15 protein-coding genes are annotated in these 17,301 nt (G+C 59.8%); 9 read left to right on the top strand and 6 right to left on the bottom strand.

Annotation, left to right across the window (positions count from 1 at the left end):
* Positions 1-390: 390 nt before the first annotated feature.
* The 6 genes from NML54_RS02750 to NML54_RS02725 all read left to right on the top strand — a co-directional run bounded on the left by NML54_RS02750 (position 391) and on the right by NML54_RS02725 (position 6,361).
* Positions 391-1,089 (top strand): DUF6318 family protein, encoded by a 699-nt coding sequence (locus NML54_RS02750; RefSeq protein WP_254755801.1) that lies wholly within the window; start codon positions 391-393, stop codon positions 1,087-1,089.
* 484 nt (positions 1,090-1,573) lie between these two features.
* Positions 1,574-2,239, top strand: coding sequence for a hypothetical protein (locus NML54_RS02745; RefSeq protein WP_254755800.1), 666 nt, complete (start codon positions 1,574-1,576; stop codon positions 2,237-2,239).
* A 263-nt stretch (positions 2,240-2,502) separates the two neighbouring features.
* Complete coding sequence (locus tag NML54_RS08835; protein WP_256500171.1) at positions 2,503-2,940, top strand: metal-sensitive transcriptional regulator; 438 nt, start codon at positions 2,503-2,505, stop codon at positions 2,938-2,940.
* 63 nt (positions 2,941-3,003) lie between these two features.
* Positions 3,004-3,219: a heavy-metal-associated domain-containing protein gene (locus tag NML54_RS02735; protein WP_254755799.1), complete on the top strand. Its 216-nt coding sequence runs from the start codon at positions 3,004-3,006 to the stop codon at positions 3,217-3,219.
* A 29-nt stretch (positions 3,220-3,248) separates the two neighbouring features.
* The gene (locus tag NML54_RS02730; RefSeq protein WP_254755798.1) at positions 3,249-3,635 is read left to right on the top strand and encodes a chorismate mutase; all 387 of its coding nucleotides are present in this window, start codon (positions 3,249-3,251) and stop codon (positions 3,633-3,635) included.
* A gap of 194 nt (positions 3,636-3,829) precedes the next feature.
* On the top strand, positions 3,830-6,361 hold the full coding sequence (locus NML54_RS02725) for a heavy metal translocating P-type ATPase (RefSeq protein ID WP_371925785.1): 2,532 nt from the start codon (positions 3,830-3,832) through the stop codon (positions 6,359-6,361).
* A gap of 424 nt (positions 6,362-6,785) precedes the next feature.
* On the opposite strand, the gene NML54_RS02720 is transcribed toward NML54_RS02725, so the two are convergent.
* Together NML54_RS02720 and NML54_RS02715 are read right to left on the bottom strand one after the other, a co-directional pair.
* Positions 6,786-8,177 carry an MATE family efflux transporter gene (locus tag NML54_RS02720; protein WP_254755797.1) on the bottom strand — a complete coding sequence of 464 codons (1,392 nt, stop codon included), beginning with the start codon at positions 8,175-8,177 and terminating at the stop codon, positions 6,786-6,788.
* An 86-nt stretch (positions 8,178-8,263) separates the two neighbouring features.
* Positions 8,264-8,656, bottom strand: coding sequence for an RNA-binding S4 domain-containing protein (locus NML54_RS02715; protein ID WP_005507918.1), 393 nt, complete (start codon positions 8,654-8,656; stop codon positions 8,264-8,266).
* Between the two features lie 767 nt (positions 8,657-9,423).
* On the opposite strand from NML54_RS02715, the gene NML54_RS02710 reads away from it, so the two are divergent.
* A complete protein-coding gene (locus tag NML54_RS02710) occupies positions 9,424-10,251 on the top strand; it encodes a UDP pyrophosphate synthase (protein ID WP_254755796.1) in 828 nt (275 codons plus the stop codon).
* Positions 10,252-10,323: 72 nt separating this feature from the next.
* Here NML54_RS02710 and NML54_RS02705 read toward each other — a convergent pair whose 3' ends face one another.
* Positions 10,324-11,601, bottom strand: a complete 1,278-nt coding sequence (locus NML54_RS02705; RefSeq protein ID WP_254755795.1) for an ABC transporter permease — start codon at positions 11,599-11,601, stop codon at positions 10,324-10,326.
* 158 nt (positions 11,602-11,759) lie between these two features.
* Between NML54_RS02705 and NML54_RS02700 the strand changes: the two genes are divergently transcribed.
* Together NML54_RS02700 and NML54_RS02695 are read left to right on the top strand one after the other, a co-directional pair.
* Positions 11,760-12,383 carry a TetR/AcrR family transcriptional regulator gene (locus NML54_RS02700; protein ID WP_254755794.1) on the top strand — a complete coding sequence of 208 codons (624 nt, stop codon included), beginning with the start codon at positions 11,760-11,762 and terminating at the stop codon, positions 12,381-12,383.
* Between the two features lie 115 nt (positions 12,384-12,498).
* A complete protein-coding gene (locus NML54_RS02695; RefSeq protein ID WP_254755793.1) occupies positions 12,499-13,608 on the top strand; it encodes a ferredoxin family protein in 1,110 nt (369 codons plus the stop codon).
* Between the two features lie 152 nt (positions 13,609-13,760).
* On the opposite strand, the gene NML54_RS02690 is transcribed toward NML54_RS02695, so the two are convergent.
* The 3 genes from NML54_RS02690 to NML54_RS02680 all read right to left on the bottom strand — a co-directional run bounded on the left by NML54_RS02690 (position 13,761) and on the right by NML54_RS02680 (position 16,910).
* The gene (locus NML54_RS02690) at positions 13,761-15,422 is read right to left on the bottom strand and encodes an NAD-dependent succinate-semialdehyde dehydrogenase (protein WP_254755792.1); all 1,662 of its coding nucleotides are present in this window, start codon (positions 15,420-15,422) and stop codon (positions 13,761-13,763) included.
* A gap of 187 nt (positions 15,423-15,609) precedes the next feature.
* Positions 15,610-16,005, bottom strand: a complete 396-nt coding sequence (locus tag NML54_RS02685; protein WP_254755791.1) for a glycerophosphodiester phosphodiesterase — start codon at positions 16,003-16,005, stop codon at positions 15,610-15,612.
* 392 nt (positions 16,006-16,397) lie between these two features.
* Entirely contained in the window at positions 16,398-16,910 is a 513-nt protein-coding gene (locus NML54_RS02680) for a PTS sugar transporter subunit IIA (protein WP_254755790.1), read from the bottom strand.
* Between the last annotated feature and the right edge of the window lie 391 nt (positions 16,911-17,301).

The following is a 17,301-nucleotide window of genomic DNA, read 5'->3' as shown; positions in this document are numbered from 1 at the left end:
ACCTACCTGGCGCAGCCGGAGATTCGGTCATGAGTTGCGGATTTGTGCCATAGGTTAGCGTCTTTAGTCGTAGTTAAAAACCATGGTCGAAGACACTAACCTATGGTCCAATTTCTGCAGGGGCGGCACCTCCGCGGGCACAAAGATATTTGATACATAAAGCATTGAGAATGCCTGAATAATGACCAACCACCGCCACAACCCTCAAAAGAATGCAAACGACGGCAAACATGCGGTAGGGTGGTAACTGTAGTACTCAATAGCGCACCGATGCGCTTAATGGGTGCACTACGGGGCTGTTTTCCTTCCGGCAGTCAGCTTGACCTGTGAATAACGGCCCGACTAGTAACTAAACAACACACCATCACCGACGATAGGAGCGTATCTTCTATGGATTCGACCATTTTCAATCGCCGTACCCTGTTGGGTAGCGGCGCACTTATGGGCCTGGGGGCCCTGCTTGCGGCGTGTGACCAGCAGGCCAACAACGAGGCGGTAGCCACCTCGACTGCAACGCCGACCCAGTCGGCTTCGGCATCTGAGTCGCCCTCGGCGAGTGCGACCCCGTCTACTGTCCGCGGCTACTCTGGACAATCCAAAGCCCCCGACGGCGAATACCGTAAAGCTGACGGCTACGGTCCTGCCCAGAACGTCCCTAAACCTAATGCCCCTGAAGAGGGCTACCGTGAGAAGTCTATTGAAGGTATCCGTAAGACGATGGACGCTTGGGTTAAATGGACTAATTATGGAATTCAGGTAGGCGATTTTACGGAATCTCGAAAGTATATTTCCAGTGATTTTACGGAGGAATTGGAAGGGTATAAGAGTTTTGAAGATTTGTATAAGCGCGGTGGATGGATTATTGATGGCATTGACAACTATGTTGCTGATGGAAATCCGTGGTCTGAAGATGGGGAAAACTATTTCTGGAAGGCGTATCGCGAGTGGAATTATATAACTCTTGTGGAGCCTACTGGCGAGTGGCACAGAGACGTCAATATCCAGAAGGATAACGATACGTGGAAGTTTGAGTTTAAGTACTCCGATTCTTCCTGGAAGATTGTTGGCTGCGAACAGGTAGATGACTAATATGCGTAATTTACGAAAAGTCACTTACACTGCTGCTATTGCTCTCTTACCTGTTTTAGAATGCGTATCGGGAGCTAACGCATATGTTGTTACTACCTCCTGCTCTGAAACTTCCGCTAAGGTATGTCAAGTCGAAGTCAAAAAATCGACTACGCGACGAGGAACCGATGGGCATCACGATGGACACGGAAATTCTGGTGCCGCTGACCAGGAAATTCAGCAACAATATACTTATTCCACAGTAAATCAGGGAAATGGCGTAAAAGTTACCTACGCCAACGAAAATCCCAATATTATGTCATGCACAACCAAAGACGGAAGAATAGGAACATTCAAGTTCACAAACATGTCACTTGAATCTGGCATTCCTGTAGACCATGGAAGTCCTCGAAGCCCCTCTTCTGCTAGTTGCGTCCCCGACGATACCCGCACCTTAACCAGTGCCGACAGCCCAGGTCCCGCCGGCCCGACCTACGAAGAAGTTATGACGGAAATTCGCCATGCTGCAGAGTCGCTAGAGCCGGGCAAGCCCACCCTGCACCAGTCCTACAACAACCCCGCAGGAACCGGCCGAGCAGAAGGCGACCCGAACATCTACAAGGGCGACCAGATCAACTTCTACGTCGATGACGGAGGCCCTTACCGTCTCGAAGCAGATATGCTCGCCGGGCACGTCGAAATTGAGCTCATGCCCTCCTCCTATGTCATCGAGTACGGCAATGGTGATACAGACACCAATTACACCGCGGGCAAACCGGTCACCACCTACCCTCGTCAGCGTCCGAGGCAGACGGATACCAGCTACGCCTACCAGCGTTCCGGTAACTTCCATGCGTACGCGACCGTGCATTACACGGCTCGTTTCCGTGTGGATGGTGGCCCGTGGCAGATGATGGAGGTGACTCCGCAGGCTACCAGTGACCCGCTGCTAATTCGTGTGTGGTGGGTTGATGTGGGCCGTGTCGGCGGCACCTGCGATGAAGACGACACTCGTTGGGGTTGCAAGAATGATCCCACCATGGGTAAGAAGGATAACCCGAACCCGCGCCTACGCAAGGCCGATATTCGTACCGGTCAGCGTTGGCATCTGAATGACAGTGGCGATGGGGACACGGAGTATTCGTTGCACCGTGACTGGCCCGACATGTAAACCACTTCTGACCCAATATATAGATAACCGCAGCAGGCGGCCCCGAATGTTTGAACATTCAGGGTCGCCTGCTTTTTAGACCGAGGTTTTCGATAGGTTAGTGTCTTCGCGGTGGATCTTTAACCCGCATTAAAGTCACTAACCTATCGACAGGGCCGTAACCTATCGAAGAATCCCCGTACCAACGAGCCCCCACACCCATACCGCGTAACAACCCGTAACACCCCCTTGTGGCATACCCCCCTAGGGTATATAATGAAGCCATGGAAACCACTAGCAACCAGTGCTGTCACAGCACATCCACCCAGGTCAGCACCGCATCCGGCACGCCCACTGAAAACCCCACTGAGGAACCCACCGAGGCGCACACCGGCGCATGCTGCAGCGGCGAGGCACCCAAAACCCAGCACGGTTACACCTCCAACAAAGAGGCGCACCTCAAGCGCCTGCGCCGCATCGAAGGGCAGGTTCGCGGCATCGCCCGCATGGTCGACGAAGATAAATACTGCATTGACATCCTCACCCAGGTTGCTGCGGTCTCCAAGGCGCTCCACGCAGTCTCTCTGAACCTACTCGAAGAGCACATCGGTCACTGCGTAACCGGCGCCGCCGTCGAATCCGAACGCACCGGCGACCCGACCATCGCAGAAGCCAAGGTCAAAGAGGCAACCGCCGCGATCTCCCGCCTCATGCGCAGCTAAACGCCCCGCACCTAAACACCGGGCGGGCCCAAGTTTTCAACCCATTATCGAAAGGAAATCATCATGAGCACCACCACCGTTAAGGCAACCGGCCTGACCTGCAACCACTGCGCTATGAGCGTCAGCGAAGAGGTCAGCGAAGTTCCCGGCGTGACCGGCGTGACCGTGGACGTCGTCAAGGACGGCGTTTCCACCGTGACCATTGAGCACGAGGGCACCCTCAGCACCCAGGCTGTTGCAGACGCTATCGTGGAGGCTGGCTACACCCCTGCCGTCTAGCGCGGTAGCCGGCTCGATTAGGAGTCATCATGGCTTACCCTCCGCAGTACATTGCGATGGTTGTTGGCGCGGTTCGCACCCTTGTCGGCACCGAAAACATGCACCTGCGCGACGCGATCACCCGCGTGGCCAGGCAGATGAATCTGGATGCGGCGCTGGTCGATTCGTGGGTGAAGCAGAGCCCCGAATATACGGCGCGTGAGGATGCACCCGGTGCGGCACGACGTAGCGGCACGAGCGCGAATAAACGTTCCGCCGAGCACGAGCAGGGCGTGAAAGCGTGCGAGAAGGCGAACGCTTCACCGTTCCCGCGGGCTGCCGTGAAACGTGCCTACGGTGTGTCTGATCGTGGCGCGAAGGTGACCGGTATTCGCCCGCATACGAGCAGGCTGGATGAGCTGCCCGGCGACCACTAAGCCGCCGCAGCATTACTCCCGCCGCCGCGTTTACAGCCTCGCTGTTTTACCCGCAGCTTTCGCCCTCGCGCGACACCCTCAGTACTGCACCCTAAACACTGCACCACACACCGTCCAGGGCGGGGTCCTTCGGGGCCCCTCCCCCGGCTTGGTGTACCTTTTTCTACCCCCCTTTTTTTTGAGTTTAAGGAAGTATTGTGTCTTCTACACAGCCTTCACCAACCACCCGTGAACCCTCATCACAGAGTGAGCGCTCTCTTTTTAATCCTGCCGGAACAACCGTAAAATCAACGGAGTCCACCCGAATCATTCACGTGGATATTCAGGGTATGACCTGCGCATCCTGTGTGGGTCGTGTGGAGCGTAAGCTCCGCAAAATCCCCGGCGTTGACCCGGCGGTGAACCTGCCGCTGGAGTCGGCGCGCGTCATCGTACCTGAGGGCGTGAGCGACGAACAGATCGTTGAGACCATCAACAATGCCGGCTACGCGGCGCACCTTAAGAACGGGCCGCGCGCGGGCGCTGGAACGAACGCGAGCGCATCCGGCGGCGGCAACCATCACAGCACTCCGAGCATGAATGGCGACTTCACTGACCGCATTATTTATGCGGCGATTTTGGGTGTGCCGATTTTCTTGATTTCGATGTTCCCGTCGTTCCAGTTCCCGAATTGGGGTTGGGTTGTGGCGGTTCTGACGGCGCCGGTTGCATTTTGGTGTGCTGCGCCGTTCCACCGTGCGGCGCTTATTAATGCGCGTCATGGCTCGTCCACGATGGATACACTGGTGTCTCTCGGCGTGGTGTTGGCGTATTTCTATTCGCTGGCGCAGCTGCTCATGAACCCGGCGTTGACGGCGCATGTGCATCATGCGGGCGGTAGTTTCTGGTCGATGTTTACCGGCAACCATGCGCCGCTGTATTTTGATTCGGCGTCCATGGTGACGCTGTTCTTGCTGATTGGCCGCGCGATTGAGCACCGTACTCGCCATCGTTCTTCGGAGGCGCTGCGCACCCTGCTGAGTATGGGTGCGAAGGAGGCGACTCTGCTGCGCACCGATAAGCAGGGCGTGACGAAGCAGGTGCAGGTTCCGGTGGAGGACCTTATGCCGGATGATCTGTTCTTGGTGCGCCCGGGTGAGAAGATTGCCACGGATGGTGTGGTGGTTGAGGGTTCATCGGCGGTGGATGCGTCCCTGTTGACGGGTGAGTCTGTGCCGGTTGAGGTGCATCCGGGTGATGCGGTCACGGGTGCGACGGTGAATACGTCTGGTTCGTTGACGGTGCGTGCGACCCGCGTGGGCGCTGAGACGACTCTGGCGAAGATGGGTGAGCTGGTGGCGAGCGCGCAGGAGACGAAGGCTCCGATTGCTCGCTTGGCGGATCGTGTTTCTGCGGTGTTTGTGCCGGTGGTTTTGGTGATTTCGGCGCTGACACTGGTCGGTTGGTGGCTGGTTTCTGGTGACGGTGCGACGGCGGTGTCAGTGGCGGTGACGGTACTGGTGGTGGCGTGCCCGTGCGCTTTGGGTTTGGCTACTCCGACGGCGCTGCTGGCAGGTACGGGTCGCGGCTGGCGGTTGGGCATTTTGATTCGTAATGCGCAGGTGTTGGAGGCGACGAGCACGGTTGATCGCGTGGTGCTGGATAAGACCGGTACGGTGACGACCGGAGAGATGTCTGTGGCATTCTACGGCACGTTTGGTGACTATGAGTCGGCGGGTGATTTGTCCGGTATTTCGCCGGATTCTGCCGACTCCAAGAACGAGCGTTCCCTGTCTGTTCTGCGTGATGCCGCCGCCGTGGAGGCGCTGAGTGAGCACCCGATTGCCCGCGCGATTGCCGGTTTTGCCCGTGAGCAGGGCGTGCTGGCGGAGAGCGCTTCGGCACCGAGTGTGAGCGGCTTTGAGGGTGTTCCCGGAGGCGTGCGCGGCGTGCTGAGCGGCGCGGGTGAAGGCACTGAGAGTGGCGCCGAGTATGGTACCTCCCAGCTGGTTGTTGTGGGTACTCCCGAGTACCTGCAGGCGGCGGGTGCGCAGCTGAGCGAGGCTCAGTTGGCCCTGCTGGATCAGGCTCGCCGGGCGGGTCTAACGACGGTGGTTGTCGCCCGCGGCGAGGCCCCTGATGAGGCCCCGAATGACACCCCGAACAGCACCTCCGCTCTGCAGCCGGTCGGCATGATTTCGGTTGCCGACATCCCCAAGCCGGAGGCGGCAGAAACCATGGCACAGCTGCGTGAGCTCGGCATGGAGCCAATCCTGCTCACCGGTGACGCCCCGCAGGTTGCGCAGGCGGTCGCCTCGCAGGTCGGTATTTCGGCTGAGAACGTGTACGCCGGCGTGACCCCGGAGGGTAAGTCGCAGGTGATTGAGAAGTTGCAGGCTGCCGGTCACCGCGTGGCGATGGTCGGTGATGGCGTGAATGATGCCCCGGCGCTGGCTCTTGCTGAGTTGGGCATTGCGATGGGTTCGGGCACGGATGTTGCCGCGGAGGCAGCCGATATTGTGCTGACCCGTTCGGATGTTGCTTCGGTGGTGACGGCACTGCGTCTCTCCCGCGCTACGCTGCGCACCATTAAGTCGAACCTGTTCTGGGCGTTCGCCTACAATTCGGCGGCTATTCCGGTCGCTGTGGCGGGTCTGCTGAACCCGATGATTGCGGCTGCGGCAATGGCGTTTAGTTCGGTATTTGTGGTGCTGAATTCTATGCGTCTGACGGCGTTTAGAAAGTAGCGAAATACGGCGAGAAATTGCCTGAGCGTATAGCGCGAAATTATCCGAAAATTAGCTCCTCAATAGCCTAAACGAAAAATTCAAAAGCGCATCTCACCCTGCTTTTTGCGCGGTAAAAGATATAAAGAAATGCACCGCCCGTGTAAAGGAGGTGCATTTCTTTATATTTAGTTTTCACGGACGGCGGCAAGAAAACCTCGCCGAGAGCCCGGCATGCACCTTACGCCCAGGTGACCAGGTCCTCGATGGAGCGGCGGCGGGCGAAAATTTTGAGGGCTTCTTCGCGGGTTACGGTCACGGTTTCATCCTTTACATGAGGGTTTCAATACCCCATCGTGCTACACCTGCGGAAGGTGCGGGCGGTCTAATTGTGAACCATTACGCCCAGAGCACGCATGTTCCAAAGCAGTCAGGCTCGAAGGGTTTAGGCACCGGCTTTCATCCACACATCCGAGCGGGCGCGGCGACCGAAAATGACCGCGCGGATTCCTTGGAAGTACAGAATATACGCCGCCCACAAGCCGCAATACCCGGCGAGCGCATCCATGGCACCGGCGCCGACAGCCCAGTGCAGGCCGAGCATGACGGGCACGTACATGACGAGCATGATGAAGCAGCCGATTGCCAGGTATTTCACGTCCTGCGCGCCCATGAGGATGCCGTCCAGGGTGAACACGTACGCGGCGATGGGCTGGCCGAGCGCAATGATGACGGTTGCGATGGTGAAGAGGAACGCCACCTGCGCATCCTGCGTGAAGATCCAGGAGCCGAAGAAGCCAATGAGCGGGCAAATCAGTCCGGTGATGACGCCGTAGATGAGGCTCATGCGGAGCAGCCGGTTTTTCAGCTGGCGCACCTTCGCACGTTCGGTTTCTACGTTGAGGTCGCGTTCGCCGAGTTCCTTGCCGAGTAGCGCCTGGGCAGCGATGGCGAGGGAGTCCAGGGCGTAGAGGAAAAGGTTAAATACGCCCATGCCGAGCTGGTAGGCAGCGGTGTGTTCGGTGCCGAATCGTGCCACGACGAACACGGTCAGCAGGGAGGCGATGCGCATGGACAGGGTGCGCAGCATGAGCCAGGAGCCGAGCGAGAGCACCGAACGCATGCCGGCGACATCGGGTGCCCAGGGGACGGCGTGTTCACGGGTGCCGCGCATCATGACCACACCGAGCGCGGCAGCCATGCCCCACTGGGTGAGGGAGGTGCCGGTCGCCGAACCGGCAACACCCCAGCCGACCGGGTAGATGAGTAGCCAGTTCAGCACAATGTTTACGAGCGTGCCGACCGTGGCGACTTTGAGCGGGGTGACGGTGTCTTGCAGTCCGCGGAGCGTGCCGACCTGCGCGAGGATAATCATCATCGGCGGGATGCCCCACAGTGAGTGGTGCAGGTAGTCGAGGGCGTAGCTCATGGTTTCGTCGGTCGCGCCGAGGCCGCGCAGCAGCGGGTCTGCGAAGGCGTATCCGGCGATCATGAGGAGCATGCCGAGGCCGAAGGCGACCCACACGCCGTCCACGCCGATCTGCCAGGCGCGGCGCAGGTTCTTCTCGCCGAAGGCGCGCGCCACGGCGGGTGTGACGGAGTAGGCGAGGAAGTTCATGAGGCCCACGACCGTGGTGACGAGCGTGGCGGCGATGCTCATGCCGGCGAGTTCTGCCTTGCCGAGTTGGCCGATGAGGGCGGAGTCGGTGAGCACGAAGATGGGTTCGGCGATGAGCGCGCCGAAGGCGGGTACGGCAAGCGCGAGGATGCGCCGGTTCAGCGAAGGCTCGGTGGTGTTCGCAGCGGGTTCGGTATTCGGGTGCTTCTGTGTGCTCATCCTTCTAGGCTACTCCCCGGCGCCGCCGCGGGTGCCTGCGCGCGGGGCGGGGTGCACTCTGCGAGATGGGCGTGCGAGATGCGCAGTTAGGCGCCTCGACCGCGTAGTTCGTCGAGGGCGCGGCGTTCCTTCTTGGTGGGGCGGCCGCTGCCTCGTTCGCGTTTGGCGACCGGCGGCATGGAGAGGTAGGCGGGGCGCGGGCCGGAGAGGTCTTCGTAGCAGGTGACGGCGATGGGTGCGCCTACGCGTTTGACGAGGAGTTTTTCGACTTTGAAGACGCGTTCCCAGCCGGGGTAGCGCACGCGCACCACGTCGCCCTTCTTGAGTTTTTGGGAGGGTTTGGCGGGGGCGTCGTTGACGCGCACGTGGCCGCCTTTGCATTCGTCGGCGGCGAGGGAGCGGGTTTTAAAGATGCGCACTGACCAGAGCCAGAGGTCGAGCCTGGCGCTGGTTAGTGCGTTGGTGTCTTCTGCGGTCATGTGTTCATTGTGGCGCGAGGCGGGCGGGGCGCCAAATCAGGTGCGCCCGCCCGCCTATCGCTTTCCCCGAGCCTATCGGCAGGGTTCACATGGTGGTTATTGCGGAGGCGCTTATACCTCCCCCCGGTGCCGGGCGGCGCTCCTTGATGAACCAGCCAAGACGAACCAGCCAACCACGTCAGCGACTACAAGATCAGCCACATAGGGTTTTGTGTGAAATTTTCACCAAAACACATGTCTAATTTTCATGCAAATCACTCCTGACTTGGTGTATCTTTAAAATACTTCTTGAGAAGTATTTCAAAAACCACATAAACCATGTGGTTTTACAGGGCAACGACCGCGACGTCTATAGCCCCTGAGACAGATTGGAGACACTCAATGCGTCTGCGAAAATTGTTGGCAACCGGCTTGGTTGCTACCACGTTGGTAGGGATTAATGTCCCTGCAAGTCATTCCGCTCAGTTCTTTACCGAAGCCCAATGGCAGGGATTCCTTACCCTGGATACCAAGGGACACTCCGTCGAAAACCTTGCCGTGTGGTGGGGGTACGGAACTTACAACGATTCGATTAGCTCGATTCGTAGCTACGGTGAGAACTACCGCGTCTGTGAACACGAGGGGTACCGAGGGGCATGCCTTACTACGAATGCACGAGATTTCAATAATCTAAGGGGTGTTCGCGAAGGACTTGAGTGGTGGGACCCGTTCGATTGGAACGACCGCATCAGCTCTCTTCAACGAATCTTATAGATTGGAGGAGCACCATGTCAGCTTTGAAAAAGCTTCTGGCGGCTGCCCTCATCAGCACTGTGCTGTCTTCTTGCTCCTTCGGTCCCACGTTGGAGAAGGATGAAAGCGCCCGAGCAATCTTCGACACAGAAAATGACCGGGTGATCCTGCCTCTGGACGCATACAACACCGCCGGCAAGGGCGAATACTTCACCAAAGCCCTTGAGCTCGCCCGCAAAAAGTGCTTTGCCGAACACGGGCAACACTACGAGATGTTCGTCCCCACCGAAGGATCCGGCAGGAACCTCGGCAGAACCTACGGGATCTGGAACGTTGAGCACGCCCAAAAATACGGCCTCCACGAGCGCGAAGACTCAAATACGCTGGACCTCTCCTCCCCTGCCGCCTCATCCGACCCTGGGAAGGATGTCCGCACCGAATGCTATCAGCGCGCCGTCGATGAGATGAAGCAAATTGGAGAGATACCCTTCGGAAGCAGCACGTTTACGCGTTTGGAGACCGACGCCCGAAATGCCGCAGGCGATAGGCAACTCAAAAAATCTCTCGACGACGAGTGGAAGCGATGCGTCAAGGATAAGGGCCTCACCCCCGATAGTGAGGTGACCGTTAAGGAAGAAAAGAATATTCGTCAGAGCACCGTCGCCTCCGAAGAAGAAATTCGAATGGCCACCATCCAGGCACAGTGCAATCAGGATGTAGGCCGCTCGCAGAAGCTCTACGACCTGGAGGCGCAGTACCAGAAGCCGCTCGTCGCCAAGAACCAGGCAGCCCTGGAGAATGAGCTTAAAGAATTCAAGCGCCGGGACGAGCAGTTCAAGCAGTACGTCCTCGACAACCAATAACAGCGAATAACAGCCGGTTGGCCGACAGAAAAGGGTGTGTGCCGGGTTGACTGGACCCCGCCCACACCCCTCTTAACTTTTTACCGGGATATTTCGTCGGGGACGTTTCGCCCGGTATGCCACCCCCCGGGGGTATGCCGCCCCCCGTGCGGGGCGGCGCTCCTTGAGAGCCCAGCCAATCACGCCGGTCAGCAGACCGAACGCAATCCAGGAACCAAGCACCAGCCACTGGTCGCTCGTTGCAACCTCCGGGAAGTACGCAATCGAACGCAGCAGAGTCGAGGAAGCACCCGGCACCATCATCTGACCAATCTGCCCCCACGCACCGGGCAGGAACACGCTCGGCATACTTGCGCCCGAAATCGGGTTACCAATGAACATGGTGATGACCGCGCCTACAGCGAGACCAACCAGCGGCGAAGACAGCGCACCCACGCCCACAATGAAGAAGGCGGTCGCCAGGTAGGTAGCGCCGAACGCAGCCCACAGGGTTGCGAAGTCGCCGGGGATGAAACCGAACCAGACGTTCAGAATCAGGGCGGTCAGTGCACCACCGATGACGGAGTACAGGGTTGCGGTGGCGAAGCGGCGCCAGGTGCCGTTCACGCACAGTACGGAGAAGGAACCACCGAGAATACCGCCAATAACCAGCGGGAATGCGGAGATAGCGATACCAGTGCCGGAGGTGTCAACATCATTCAGGGGTACTACGATGGTGGTCTTCACCGCCATTGCGGATGCCTGCTCGGCCTGCACCTTCATCTGCTCCAGCTGGGCGGCAGCCTGCGCACCCTGTTCACCGCCCGCCTGCACCGCCTGGGTGAGGGCCTCAGTCTTGGCGGCGAGTGCCTTCTGCTGAATTTGTGCGTTCAGCTGGGTGGCTACGCTGTTGAGCATCTGGGTTGCTGCGGCGTTTGCGGCTGGTGCGGTCAGCACTTCGGGGGCGGCGCCTTCGGTGAAGATGATTGCGCCGTAGGTTTCGCGCTGCTTGATTTGCTGTTCAGCCTCTTCGCGGGAGGATGCCTGCTTCAAGTCGAAGGTTTCAATACCTTGGTCTTTGAGGGACTGTTCAAACTGACTGACGGTCACCTCGGGGCCTGCGATAGAGACGGGCAGGTTCTTTGCTTCCATGGTCTTGGTGGGCCAGGTGAAGGCTAGGACGATGAGTGCTACCACCAAGGATGATAGTACGGAGGTGGTGACGACCTTGAGCCAGGAGGAACGGTCGGTGGTTTCTTGCGTGCTTGTTTCTGCAATGCTCTTTGCCGCGATCTTCTGGGATGCGGCAGCTTGGGTGGCTGCGGCGGTCACTGCTTCTGCGGTGACTGCGGTGGTGGTTTCGTTGTTCATGACAATCTCCAAACAAAATGCTTATTTCGTTTACGAGTCAGAACTCTACTCTCGATTTTTACCGAGTGCAAACAAAATAGCTATTTTGTTTGTAAAGTCACAAAAAGAATCAGTGTTGTGTTTACGCGTTCTTTAGCCCCACCCCCTAGACTGGAACCATGCCCCGACTAACAGACGCCACCAAAGCCGCACGCCGAGCCCAAATCATCGAAGCCGCCATTAGCTGCTTCCTCGAAAAGGGCTACACCAACACCTCCATGAGCGACATCATCAAAGCCTCCGGACTGTCCTCCGGGTCCATCTACTCGCACTTCTCCGGCAAAGAAGACATCCTCATCACCGCCATCAACGAGCGCCTCAACAACGTCAAGGAGCTCTACGAAACACTCCCCGAAGGCGCAGGCCCCCAGGATATTCTCGAAACCATCCACACGAACCAGCTGGTAAACGACAATTTCTCTGCCATGCTGCGCATCCGCGCCGAATCGCTCCACGCACCCGAAATCGCCAGGGCAACCGCGGACATCATGCCTCTATTGCAGGGCATCATCGTAAAGACCCTCACCCCCTGGGCAGCCGAACAGCTGCGCGTTCTACACGAAATCAACCCCAATTCGGCGCAGCGCACCCCCGAACAGGAGGCGCTCATCGCCGACTACGCCCGCGACACTGCAGACGCCTTCATGATGGTCTTCCAGGGGTACATGCTCCGCTCCTTCTTCGGCACCCCCAAGGAAAAGGACCGCCTCTACCGCGTCGCCTCAGCACTTCTTCCTGAGTAGTTACCCCCCCCCGATAGCCCCCAAAAATCACCCTTGTGCGGTTGTTTTTCAGCATTTAGACCATACAGGGGCAACATAGGTCATTCACATCCTGCAGGCGTAGAATCAAGGAACCATGACTGAATCCTGCACCCCCGCAACCCCCGAGCCGCGCGCCACCAACCCCGCCGAGCTGAACAACCTGCGTGCCGCACACGCCGATGAGCTCTCTTCACGCACCCGCGCCACGAGCATCCCGACGGATTCCTGCTCCCTCTACGGCGACGAGGCTCTCGGCGGCACCGCCGGACGCGCCACCGCTTGGCTGGCTCTCGAGCACGTGGGCCAGTGGGGCCGCGACGTGCTGGACGGCTCCGCCCTCGGCGAGGAGCTTTCGGAGGCGTTGGGTGAGGCAGTCTCACAGGCGGGGCTGAAGTTCCTGCTGATCCGCCAGACGGGCAGGGCGGGCCGCGTGCTGCACGGTGCGCCGGATGCATCCGGCAACCCGACCCACCGGGTGCTCTACGCGCTCTGCACCCCGGGCGAGGAGAAGCTCTACTCGTTCAGCGTGAGCACCCCCGAACAGCTCCTCGACCTACCCCTGGGCAACCCCCAGGAGTTGATTCAGGTGACCGGCGCGGAGCTCATTGATTCCCCCGCCATTCTCGTGTGCGCCCACTCCAAGCGTGACCGCTGCTGTGCCCTGCGCGGTCGCCCCATTGCGGCGCACCTGGCGGATATCCTGCCGGGTAATGTGGTCTGGGAGTGCTCGCATACGGGCGGTCACCGCTTTGCCCCGGTCGGCATTATGCTGCCCACCGGCTACACCTACGGTCGCCTGTCGGAGCCTTCGGCGCTGGCGGCGTACCTGTCGCTGGCGGGTCGTTCCATTCCGTCGCTGCACGGCCTGCGAGGCCGCAGCACGGATACCCCGGTGGAGCAGGCGGCGGAGGTTGCCGTACGCTTCGAACTGGAGAAAAAAGGTGAAGAAGTAACCTCTGGAGGTTTGGTTTCACGTGAAACATCGGGGCGGGAGGCATTCATTGCGCTCCGCGAGGCGGGCATTGAGCCCCCGGCAGATACCGCCGAACACCCCACCATGGAGGTGGCGCTCACCTCCCACACCGACGGACGCACCTGGGTCACCTTCTTTGAGCGGGTCACCCTTGAGCCGCGCCCCAACTCGTGCGGCAAGGGTCCCGCAGATGCTTTCAGCCGCGAGCTGCTCGCACTGCGCCAGCTCTAGACAGAGCCAGTTCTAGCACCCGCGCATGATGTAGACAGCGTAAAGCCCCGGCGGGCACCTTCTCGGGTACCCGCCGGAGCTTCGCTGTATCCAAAGTTCGCCGTGTCCAGGGTTCGTCGCAGCCGGTATCCCGCCGTACCCGGCAAACAGGCTTATCCGGCGAACGGGTTCGGCGCGCCGATGTACTGCAGCTCGGTGTACTCCTCCAAACCCTCGGGGCCGCCCTCGCGACCCATGCCGGACTGCTTCACGCCGCCGAAGGGGGCTGCCGCGTTCGAGATAACGCCGGAGTTGTAACCGATTAGCCCGAACTCCAGACCAGCCGCCATGCGTGTAAAGCGCGGGTGGTTGCTCGTGTACACGTACGCCGCCAGGCCGTACTCGGTGTCGTTGGCGAGTTTCAGGGCGGTGCGTTCACCCTCCTCACCGTAGCCACCGAACGTGGCAATCGGGGCTACGGGCCCGAAAATCTCTTCACGCCACACGCGCATCGAATCGGTCACGCCGGTCAGCACGGTGGGGGCCACAAAGTTGCCCTTGTTCAGGTTCTTGGGCATGCCGCCGGTATCGCTCGGAACGTTCTCCTCAAGCTCGGGAATGTACCCGCCGCAGGCGAGGAGCGCACCCTTGCCCAGGGCGTCTTCGACCATAAAAAGCATGGATTCAACCGCTGAAGGTTGAATTAGCGGTCCGCATTCGGTTCCGTTGACGGTTCCGTCACCCACGACGGTCGCCTCCATGCGCTCTACAAAGGCGGCCGTGAACTCTTCCGCAATGTCCTCGTGCACAATGAATCGGTTAGCGGCGGTGCACGCCTCGCCCATATTTCTCATCTTCGCCGCGTAGGCGCCCTCCACGGCGGCAGGGATGTCCGCATCCTCAAAGACGATGAACGGGGCGTTGCCGCCCAACTCCATGGAGGTGCGCAGAACATTCTGCGAGGCCTGCGCGAGCAGGGTGCGACCCACGGCGGTGGAGCCGGTGAACGAGACCTTCCGCAGACGCTCATCAGCCATCAGCGCGGAGACAACCTCGCCGGTACGGGAGGTGGTTACCACGTTCAGCACGCCGTCCGGCAGGCCCGCCTCACGCATCAGGGACGCGAAGTACAGGGAGCTGAGCGGAGTCAGGGAGGCGGGCTTGAGCACCGCGGTGCAGCCCGCCGCGAGCGCCGGGGCGACCTTGCGTGCCGCCATGGCGAGCGGGAAGTTCCAGGGGGTAATCAGCAGGCAGGGGCCGACGGGGCGGCGTACGGTGGTGATCTGCATCCCGGATTCGGGGGCGACGGCGGTGCGGCCGAAGTTGCGGGCGGCTTCTTCGGCGTACCAGCGCAGGTAGTTTGCCGCGTAGGCGACTTCGCCGCGGGACTGGTCGAGGGGCTTGCCCATTTCGAGGGTCATGAGCCGGGCGATGACTTCGGTGCGCTGCGTCATGAGCGTGTAGGCGCGGTTGAGGATGTTGGCGCGTTCGCGGACGCTGGTTGCCGCCCATGAGGTGCGGGCGTCACAGGCGGCGTCGAGTGCTTCGATGCCCTGTTCGATGCTGGCGTCGGCGACGTGCGTGAGGATTTGGCCGCAGGAGGGGTTGTGTACGGGGAAGGATCCGTTGTCGCCGGTGACCCAGCTGCCGCCGATGAGCAGGTCGGTGGGCACGTAGAAGAAGGGGGAGGAGGGCCGTTCGTAGGGGTCGATGGGTTCACGCTGCGGCATGTTGATGCTTTGCATGTGCGGTTCGGTGCGGCCTCGTAGCTGGGCGGATTTCGCAGCGGTCTTTGCGGTGGGATTCTCGGCGGAGCTTTCGGGTGAGGTGGTCATGGCGTGCCTTTCGGGTTGGGGCGTCCGGTACGGTCGACTCTGACGCTTTTAATTCTAGTCCCGCGCGCTCCCCTACCCTGCGAACCTTCCCCGCCCACATACACATCCCAGCGTCCCTACGCACCCTCGCCCGCTCTCTCCACCTTGCAGTTCACTACCTGGCCGGTGGTGACTTTCTGGCGCAGCTTCATGGTATTTCGAGGGTGTGGCCGCGCACGTCCATGGACGCACCGGTGGTGCGCTTGATGTTGGTGTCGTGCATGCAGACGAACCGGCCGTCGCTGGTGGTGCGTACGGAAATTTCGACGGCGAGGGCGCCGCTGCTTACGGACTCTGCGTAAGCGTAGGCGGTGTGTTCGGGGCTGATGTTGCCGGCGCCGCGGTGGGCTATGAAGAATTCATAGGTCTTGTAGAGCAGCTGATGTGCGGGGGAGCCGCTGTGTACTGCCGCGAGCTGTGCGCGGGTGCTGGCTGGGGCGTGGGGTTCGCCTGCCTGGAGCATGAGGGCGGCGGGTGCCAGTGCGGAGGCACCGATGAAGCCGCGGCGGCTCAGATTCTTGGAGATCTTCGGGAATGCAGTCACCGTAGTGGTTCTTTTTCGTTTATGAGTTGAGCGTAATGTGTGTGGTTGGTCATTGAAGTTTTGGTTTATAGCTGAGGGTCCCGATTCTCTCAACTCAAACTGCAACTCTATGTAGGATAACGATTTTTTTATCGGTAATTCACTGCATTCACAGGCAAATAGGGTATTATATGCGCCTCATTCTTACCCGCAGTGTAATGCGGGTGAATGTGTTTCTCCTTTTCCACCGCTTTTATTAGCGGCATTTCATGCGGCGTTAAAAAGTTTCTCGTGTAACGAAAAAGACCGCGCCCACAGCCCGATTGAGCCTGCAGGACGCGACCTTTTGTATTGAAATATTTTTCGCGGGTTTTTTACCGCTGTTGAAGCTGAGCTATTTTCGCTGGTTCAGCTTACTTCTTGGATGCCTGAGCGACGCGGTCACCGGCTGCGACGGGTCGGCGTGCCTCAGAGTCCTTGGAGATGTTGAACTTTGCGGTGTTGGTGATCATCACCATGGTTTCCTTGGAGGGGATGCGGCCCTCGATAGCTGCCCAGTCGACCTCGATGATGGGTGCGCCTGCCTCAACCTTGTCGCCTACGTTAGCGAGCTTGGTGAAGCCGTCGCCACCGAGCTCAACGGTGTCGATACCGATGTGGACCAGTACCTCGCCGCCGTTTTCAGTGCGGAGCATGAATGCGTGCAGGGTGTCCTGAATCAGTGCGATGGTGCCTGCAACGGGTGCGACGATGGTGCCTGCGGTGGGGTTCACTGCGTAGCCGTCGCCCATAACGCCCTGAGAGAAAACGGGGTCGGAGACTTCGCTCAGCGGCAGGTACTCGCCGGCAGCAGGTGCGACGTAGACGTCTGCGGACGATGCTTCCTGTGCGGCAGCTTCCTTCTTCTTCTTGCCGAAACCGAACATATATGCTCCTTCTGGTCGTGTGGCGCTATGAATAGCGTGTATTTGTAGCGCTGATGCGTCCGCGTCGGATGCGGGCGTCGTTGCCTTCTTGGTTTCACACCGGGCGGCACCCGCCTAAACGCAGGGTTCGCACACTCCGGTGCATATGCACTCAGAATACAACACCTGAACCCGTAGCTCACGAGCTGAGGGTCATTCGAGTCGAATTCTGCAAATATTCCGCAAATCTGGAACTTCAACTCACACTTCTGCACTCTTGAGGTCGCGAGTACACTTAGTGAAGGACTGGCCCCCGGCGGGGGCCCCCCCCCCCCCCGGGGGGGGGGGGGGGGGGGAGGGGGGGGGGGGGGGGGGGGGGGGGGGGGGGGGGGGGGGGGGGGGGGGGGGGGGG

Source organism: Rothia gullae, from assembly GCF_024294905.1.
Classification (GTDB): Bacteria; Actinomycetota; Actinomycetes; order Actinomycetales; family Micrococcaceae; genus Rothia.
The sequence above is the reverse complement of the archived record's forward strand: the minus strand, read 5'-3'. Positions and strand labels throughout refer to the sequence as shown.

What these genes read in the sequence shown, in the direction of transcription:
- NML54_RS02715 (WP_005507918.1), bottom strand. Translation starts at nt 8,656, where the DNA reads ATGACCGCAGAAGACACCAACGCACTAACCAGCGCCAGGCTCGACCTC.
- NML54_RS02735 (WP_254755799.1), top strand. Translation starts at nt 3,004, where the DNA reads ATGAGCACCACCACCGTTAAGGCAACCGGCCTGACCTGCAACCACTGC.
- NML54_RS02695 (WP_254755793.1), top strand. Translation starts at nt 12,499, where the DNA reads ATGACTGAATCCTGCACCCCCGCAACCCCCGAGCCGCGCGCCACCAAC.
- NML54_RS08835 (WP_256500171.1), top strand. Translation starts at nt 2,503, where the DNA reads ATGGAAACCACTAGCAACCAGTGCTGTCACAGCACATCCACCCAGGTC.
- NML54_RS02750 (WP_254755801.1), top strand. Translation starts at nt 391, where the DNA reads ATGGATTCGACCATTTTCAATCGCCGTACCCTGTTGGGTAGCGGCGCA.
- NML54_RS02745 (WP_254755800.1), top strand. Translation starts at nt 1,574, where the DNA reads ATGACGGAAATTCGCCATGCTGCAGAGTCGCTAGAGCCGGGCAAGCCC.
- NML54_RS02705 (WP_254755795.1), bottom strand. Translation starts at nt 11,601, where the DNA reads ATGAACAACGAAACCACCACCGCAGTCACCGCAGAAGCAGTGACCGCC.
- NML54_RS02730 (WP_254755798.1), top strand. Translation starts at nt 3,249, where the DNA reads ATGGCTTACCCTCCGCAGTACATTGCGATGGTTGTTGGCGCGGTTCGC.
- NML54_RS02680 (WP_254755790.1), bottom strand. Translation starts at nt 16,910, where the DNA reads ATGTTCGGTTTCGGCAAGAAGAAGAAGGAAGCTGCCGCACAGGAAGCA.
- NML54_RS02720 (WP_254755797.1), bottom strand. Translation starts at nt 8,177, where the DNA reads ATGAGCACACAGAAGCACCCGAATACCGAACCCGCTGCGAACACCACC.
- NML54_RS02710 (WP_254755796.1), top strand. Translation starts at nt 9,424, where the DNA reads ATGTCAGCTTTGAAAAAGCTTCTGGCGGCTGCCCTCATCAGCACTGTG.
- NML54_RS02700 (WP_254755794.1), top strand. Translation starts at nt 11,760, where the DNA reads ATGCCCCGACTAACAGACGCCACCAAAGCCGCACGCCGAGCCCAAATC.
- NML54_RS02690 (WP_254755792.1), bottom strand. Translation starts at nt 15,422, where the DNA reads ATGACCACCTCACCCGAAAGCTCCGCCGAGAATCCCACCGCAAAGACC.